1 tRNA gene and 1 pseudogene are annotated in these 1,375 nt (G+C 59.5%); both read right to left on the bottom strand.

The features are described from left to right. Positions 1-822 (bottom strand): annotated as a pseudogene (locus EOA27_RS36580) (integrase arm-type DNA-binding domain-containing protein); the annotation flags it as partial. A 214-nt stretch (positions 823-1,036) separates the two neighbouring features. Next, positions 1,037-1,112 (bottom strand) — tRNA-Phe (locus EOA27_RS36575). Positions 1,113-1,375 lie beyond the last annotated feature (263 nt).

Raw genomic sequence — 1,375 nt, 5'->3', positions numbered from 1 at the left:
GGGTACGCGGTGCGGTCGTCGCATTTTCATGCGTGCTTCAGGAATGATTCCACACCGCGCTTTCGAAATCGAACTCTTCCCATTCTGCCGCGCGCAGCTCGCCGGGTCGGGGAAACAGCATTGCCATCAGCTTCAGGGCGGCTCGGGTTGTTGGTTGTCCGTCGAATGCATCCACTGCCCTTAGCAAGCCGGCCAGGGCCTTAGGATCGGTGATCGCGGCACGTGGACTCACCGTTGGACTGATGAGCGCGCCCCTTAAAGCGATCGTCGGATCTGCCTCGGCGCGCGCAGTCGCGATTGCATATCGAAACACGGTACCGATGGTGGAGCGTAATCGCCTGCCGATTCATATCGACCGCGAACCTCCACGCGACGAAGGCAGTAAGGATGGTGGCCGGATCGATTTCCCGAATGCACTTGTCGCCGATTGTCGGATAGGCAAAGCCGAGGAGCCATTTTGACCTTGCTGATCGTCCGGTCGGCACGTCCCTCCTTCTTCAGCTTCTCAACATATTCGTCCGCAATTGAGCGAAAGGAGTCCTTTGCCGAATCGGCCTTCCGCAAGCTGCGTTCCTTTCCAGGATCTATGCCAGCCAGCAGGAGCCGTTTAGCGTCATCGCGCGCCTGGCGCGCCTCGGCTAGGGAGACAAGGGGATAGCCGCCCAGTGCTAGCAGTTTCTGCTTGCCGTCAAAGCGGTAGGCGAGCCTCCAGAGGCGAGAGCCTGTGGGCTGCACCCATAGTTGCAGCGCGCCCCCGTCTGATAATTTGACAAGCTTGGAAGCGGGGCGGGCGTTGCGGCATTTCACGTCGGAGAGGGCCATTTGTCAGGTCTCTCTTGGCTGTTTCGATACCATCAGGATGTCGAATACCAACGGAAATACCATCCCCCCCCGCCTCGTTGGACCAAATGCGCCCGAAGCGCTCCCGGCCCAGCTCAAATGCGCTATTTGACAGAAAAGTATCAACGATTTCAGGCACTTGCAGAATCCGCAGCGTAGAAGCTTCGGCGAAAGGGAATGTCGGGAGAAGAGGGGATGGTGCCCAGAGGCGGATTCGAACCACCGACACGCGGATTTTCAGTCCGCTGCTCTACCAACTGAGCTATCTGGGCCTGCGCCGGCTAACGGGATGCGCCCGCCGGGTTTCGCGAGGGCACCAGGCGGCGCCCCTTGAAAGCGCGTGGGTTATAGCACGGGAATCTTGGCTGTCCAGCGCCTAACGGGCGATTTTCCGGGGCAATTGTCGCAGCCGCGCAATGGGGTTCGAACGATGTCGGCAAAGGAGCAATCGCACTTGCCGGCAAAGCCGGGATCTGATTGCCCGCAACCACCCTAAGCATGTCTCCCGCAGTGGAAACCGGTTTCGGGATAAAGA

This window comes from Mesorhizobium sp. M2A.F.Ca.ET.037.01.1.1 (assembly GCF_003998075.1).
GTDB lineage: Bacteria > Pseudomonadota > Alphaproteobacteria > Rhizobiales > Rhizobiaceae > Mesorhizobium.
Note: the sequence above shows the minus strand (reverse complement) of the source record. Positions and strands in the feature narration are given on the sequence as shown.